The sequence below is a fragment of the Nitrosomonas supralitoralis genome (genome assembly GCF_003011925.2).
Taxonomy (GTDB): Bacteria; Pseudomonadota; Gammaproteobacteria; order Burkholderiales; family Nitrosomonadaceae; genus Nitrosomonas; species Nitrosomonas supralitoralis.
The window spans coordinates 1-4,306 of sequence record NZ_PXXU01000105.1 but is presented as its reverse complement, the minus strand read 5'-3'; the positions used below and the strand labels follow the sequence as shown (position 1 = coordinate 4,306).

The following is a 4,306-nucleotide window of genomic DNA, read 5'->3' as shown; positions in this document are numbered from 1 at the left end:
TACATAGGCAATGCCGTGGTTAGAAGGAAGCGAATTGAATAAACGCTGCAATGCATCTACTCCTCCTGCTGAGGCTCCTACGCCTACAATCGGAAAAGTAGGTGATTTTAGTCCGAGAGCGCTGTCCTCTTTGATCTCTGCATCCGGAAAATCATGGTCTGTAAAAGGATTAGCAGATTGCAAGTTATCTTCAGAGGGTGTATTTTCTTCAATCTCTTTGTTCAAGGTTTTTCGAAAATCGGATATGCGAAAATTGTAATCTATAACTTTGCAAGACGTCGCACGATGAAACTCCAACACGATCCGATATCGTTAATATGGTAATGCCCATCCCAAATTCTTAAATTCTGCATATATACCTGAGAAAGCGATGAATCCTTTGCTTCTTCCAAACTATTATAGCCTGTAAGCCATCTTATATAATTTAGGTCTTAATTGCTAATTTATATAAAATCAATCATTTGCAGCTCTGATACTGTTTTATGCATATAACATTATCTTGCTATATCACTCCCTGTTATTTTACCGTCCACGTAAATCCGATTCCAGTAGTGCCTAAAACTTGTCCGGTTACCGGCTCTACGGCTCAGATGTTCTTTTGCAATATGAAATCCTCCTGCACTAAAACTATCTCATAATTCATGACCACACAATCTAACAGGATATTATAAAAAATAAATAAAATATGTTAAGTACCACACAGATTTATAAATAATTAGCAAAGAAAATGTTGATATTAAAAGTTTTTAAAAATTTATCATTCATTATGGAAAATAATTCAAAAGAAAAGATGCGGCCACCTCAAACGCAAGAACGTCCAGGTCAAGAAAGTAAATTGATTCCAGCATCAGAAACGGCTCCAAAGAAATATGATGAGAAAGGAAAGTTGGCAAAAAAAGTTTGTTTAATTAGTGGAGGCGATAGTGGAATTGGCAAAGCAATTGCATTACTTTTTGCCCAAGAAGGAGCAGATATAGCAATTGTATACTTAAGCGAAGATAAAGATGCCCAACAAACTCAGTCGGAGGTTGAAGCTTATGGACGTAGGTGCTTATTAATTAAATTAGATATTTCAGAAGAGAAAAATTGTGAAACTGCTATCAATAATACTTTTAATTATTTTGGTCATTTAGATATTCTCGTTAACAATGCGGCCCTACATTGGGAGGTAGATTCGATTGAAGAAATTTCAACTGATCAGCTTTTGAAAACATTTAATACAAATTTCTTTTCTTATTTTTGGATGACCAAATATGCCATTCAATGTTTAACAAAAGGTGCGTGCATCATTAATACGACTTCTGTGACTGCATATCGAGGTAGTGCAAATTTAATTGATTATTCAGCCACTAAAGGGGCAATAGTTTCATTCACAAGAAGCTTAGCTAATAATCTTGTAAAAAAAGGAATTAGAGTTAATGCAGTGGCACCTGGCCCGATTTGGACCCCGCTTATTGCCTCATCTTTTGATAAAGAGAAAGTGTCAGAATTTGGTAGCGATTCACCTATGCAACGAGCAGGTATGCCCAATGAAGTGGCGCCCTGCTTCTTATTTCTTGCGAGCGATGATGCTAGTTACATTACAGGTCAAGTACTTCATCCGAATGGTGGCGAAATTATTAATGGTTAATTTTTTAATTCGCTTCTTTTTATTGAAATTCATTGAGGAAATAAATTATGCCAAAACAATCATCTGCTCAGAAGAAGACAGTAAAGAAGGTCATGCATGAGTATAAAAATGGCACTTTGAAAAGTGGAAAAAAAGGGAAAGGAGGAAAAGTTAAAAGCCGAAAGCAAGCAATAGCTATAGCTATGCATGAAGCTGATATTGCCAAAAAAGGCGGCAAAAAAAATAAAAGTGTCAGCGAAAAAAAAAGAAAAAAAAGTAGTGCTAAAAAGTCGACCAAAGGCAAAAAATCTTAATATTAATCTTAAATGCATTTGAATCGGTTCGGTTTTTCCGGAGACTTTTTTGTTTGAGTCAGACAGCATCGGCTGGCTCCTCCAGTTAGCGATAATATGCCATTTCAAACTCTGCCGGCGGAATATTTCCAATCGGCTCCAGTAACCGACGTTTGTTAATTAATAGATGGTGGCGCTGGACGCTTACAGTTAAGGGTAGTTGATAAATTTAGCGGTACTATTGATTTTATGCTTTTCAAGTACCGTGATAAAGCAGCGCCAACTATGCAGGTTTGGAGAGCATTAATATGTTGCTATTGTTGGCAGGTTTGTTGAGTTTTATTGAAATCAAGTATTTGAACAATATCATCAAGCAGGACCATCGTTCTTCAAGAAAATCACGAACCCCATGATGAGATTCAAAGCCTTTCATTCAGCGCGGGCAACCATCGATGGCATTGAAACCGCCCACATGATCCGAAAAGGACAACTGTCCGATGAAAATATACCCGCTTATAAGCAGTTTATGGCTTTAGCAGGATAACTGTGCTTGTAGATAAGTGTGCCTTTGCACTTTACGAATATTTGCGACAGCACCCCACGCTCTGCACATTAGATTGTGGAATCTTGACCAGATGGGTTAATAAGTTAGGGGAAATAGAAATCCCTGCGTAACATTTTGTCCTTTCCTATCTTTTACCCAATATTACATTGTAAAGATGTACTTTACTTATCGTCATTAGTAAAACTTAATTTCTGGGGTTAGCCTAATTAAAACTGATCTTGGCTAGGCGGTCTTAAGGAATACTCAAATATGTAGAAACAAATAAGTATCTGAGAATAGCTTGAATTAACGTTTATCGTCGTGAGATACAGCCGTTTCTTCGATGACTTCAGTTTCCGAATGTTGTTCGGCAATCTCTTCTTTTAGTTCCTCAAGTAAACCGAGTCGGCGCGCACGTTCTTCCCACTTTTTACGGGCCAATACCTGCATATCCACGATATGGTCGGACTCGTCGACGATTTCCAAACCGAGTAGCGTTTCAATGACGTCTTCCATAGTCACCAATCCGGCTGTCCCACCAAATTCATCAATGACCAGTGCGATATGCTCTCGTTTTTCGGTGAAATGATTGAATAATTCCGGTATTGGGAAATTTTCTTTCACTGCGATCATGTCGCGTTTGATGGCCGATAATAGCGTGTTGTCCTCATTATTTACTAACCGGAGGAGTAAATCGTTTTTCAGGAAATAACCTGTGATATGGTCGGGTGAGGTCTCAAAGATGGGAATACGGGAAAACCTGAGATTGGAATACTTTTCATGGAATTCACGTGCTGTCATTTTCTCAGAAGCGGCTACCATGACTGTTCGTGGCGTCATCACATCACGCGCCAGAACAGATTCGAACAACATAAGGTTACGCATGATTGTGGATTCTCCCTTATCGAGAACCCCTTGTTTGGCGCCGAGATGGGCCATTGCTGAGAAATCTTCGCGACTGAACACACTCGCGTTTTTGTCTTTTTTTAACGAGCGTGTGATGATCTGACTGATATATACGAATGGAGCCAGGACGACCATAATAAGCTGGAGGCTCTTTACAGTAAAACCTGCTAGTTCCTGCCAATAACTGGCACCGATGGTTTTCGGGATGATTTCCGACAACAGAAGAATTGCCAAGGTCATTGCCACAGGCACTACTGTCGTCGACACAATTGATGTTCCCCAGATGATAGCCGCCTGCGCACCTACGCCGATAGCGCCAACAGTATGTGCAATGGTGTTGAGTGTGAGAATGGCTGACAGCGGCTGATCAATATTGGCCTTGTATACTTCCAGCGTATGGCCGATAGCATCACCCTCCTGCACTTTTTTTTCAGTGAATGATGGTGTGATACTGAGTAGTACTGCTTCCCAAATTGAACACAAAAATGAAAAAATAATCGAAAGTAGAAAAAAAACGATAAGTAGTGTGTACATGAATTGGAGGAAACGATATGGGCACAACAATTATATACCTTTGCTTTCAATAGGAGAGCATAAAAAAGTGGAATGAATTTTCTCTGTCCCTTTGTAGGACATGCAAAACCCGGAGGAAGCTAAGCCGCCTTTTTGAGCATTCATTGGGTAAAAAGCTAGGAAAGGGCCAATTGGTACGTAGGGATTTCTATCTCCCTAACTTATTAGTCAACTTTGGGAACCAAAAACAGGCAGAAAGCCTTATTGGATAAGCCATTCATAAAACTTCTATGAAACAATTCTGTCGTTTGTTTAAACACACCCTACAGCCCGTTAGCCTGGCCTTGCGCCATGCGCAGATATAATGTTGAGAAATGCACGCCGTGTTCTCGGCCCAAAAGTTTCAAAGCTGGGATTAGTCGCTTCGCTATAAATAGTTAC

General features: G+C 39.5%; 4 protein-coding genes and 1 pseudogene. 3 read left to right on the top strand and 2 right to left on the bottom strand.

Features of this window, described 5'->3' with window-relative positions; genetic code table 11:
• A partial coding sequence (locus C7H79_RS16475; RefSeq protein ID WP_172592494.1) for a hypothetical protein occupies nt 1-225 on the bottom strand: 225 nt, incomplete at its 3' end.
• Between the two features lie 502 nt (nt 226-727).
• Here C7H79_RS16475 and C7H79_RS16470 point away from each other — a divergent pair.
• The 3 genes and pseudogenes from C7H79_RS16470 to C7H79_RS19140 all read left to right on the top strand — a co-directional run.
• A complete protein-coding gene (locus tag C7H79_RS16470) occupies nt 728-1,630 on the top strand; it encodes an SDR family oxidoreductase (RefSeq protein WP_172592493.1) in 903 nt (300 codons plus the stop codon).
• Nucleotides 1,631-1,677: 47 nt separating this feature from the next.
• Nucleotides 1,678-1,923 carry a DUF6496 domain-containing protein gene (locus tag C7H79_RS16465; protein WP_106708334.1) on the top strand — a complete coding sequence of 82 codons (246 nt, stop codon included), beginning with the start codon at nt 1,678-1,680 and terminating at the stop codon, nt 1,921-1,923.
• Between the two features lie 251 nt (nt 1,924-2,174).
• A pseudogene (locus C7H79_RS19140) lies at nt 2,175-2,446 on the top strand (DDE-type integrase/transposase/recombinase); the annotation flags it as partial.
• Nucleotides 2,447-2,752: 306 nt separating this feature from the next.
• Here the strand turns inward: C7H79_RS19140 and C7H79_RS16460 are convergent.
• Nucleotides 2,753-3,886 (bottom strand): CNNM domain-containing protein, encoded by a 1,134-nt coding sequence (locus tag C7H79_RS16460; RefSeq protein ID WP_106708333.1) that lies wholly within the window; start codon nt 3,884-3,886, stop codon nt 2,753-2,755.
• Nucleotides 3,887-4,306 lie beyond the last annotated feature (420 nt).

Excerpts from the sequence above, each read along its gene's own strand:
- C7H79_RS16470 (WP_172592493.1), top strand. The coding sequence starts at position 728 with ATGTTGATATTAAAAGTTTTTAAAAATTTATCATTCATTATGGAAAAT.
- C7H79_RS16465 (WP_106708334.1), top strand. The coding sequence starts at position 1,678 with ATGCCAAAACAATCATCTGCTCAGAAGAAGACAGTAAAGAAGGTCATG.
- C7H79_RS16460 (WP_106708333.1), bottom strand. The coding sequence starts at position 3,886 with ATGTACACACTACTTATCGTTTTTTTTCTACTTTCGATTATTTTTTCA.